Annotated in this window: 1 protein-coding gene; it reads left to right on the forward strand. The window is 72.5% G+C overall.

Going from position 1 to position 262, the window contains the following annotated elements; all coding sequences use genetic code 11:
• Positions 1-250: sensor histidine kinase (locus tag KVT32_RS30410; RefSeq protein ID WP_217619467.1), on the forward strand; the 250-nt coding region annotated here is incomplete at its 5' end.
• Between the last annotated feature and the right edge of the window lie 12 nt (positions 251-262).

A 262-nucleotide genomic window follows, 5' to 3' on the forward strand; every position in this document is an offset into this window, starting at 1 on the left:
GGTGCGCCTGCAAAAGGATGCGGCCGAGATCACGGTCGAGGACAGCGGCCCGGGCATCCCGCCCGACGAGCGCGAGCGCGTGTTCGACCGCTTCTACCGCGTCGCCGGCAGCGAGGCCGCCGGCAGCGGCCTGGGCCTGGCGATCATCAAGGCCATCGCCGAGCGCCACGGGGCGACGCTCAAGCTCGACAAGTCGGAACGGCTGGGCGGGCTGGCGGCGCTGGTGCGGTTCCCGCTGGGAAAAGCGTGAGGGCTCAGCGCA

It is taken from the genome of Achromobacter sp. GbtcB20 (assembly GCF_019091095.1).
Taxonomy (GTDB): Bacteria; Pseudomonadota; Gammaproteobacteria; order Burkholderiales; family Burkholderiaceae_B; genus Achromobacter; species Achromobacter mucicolens.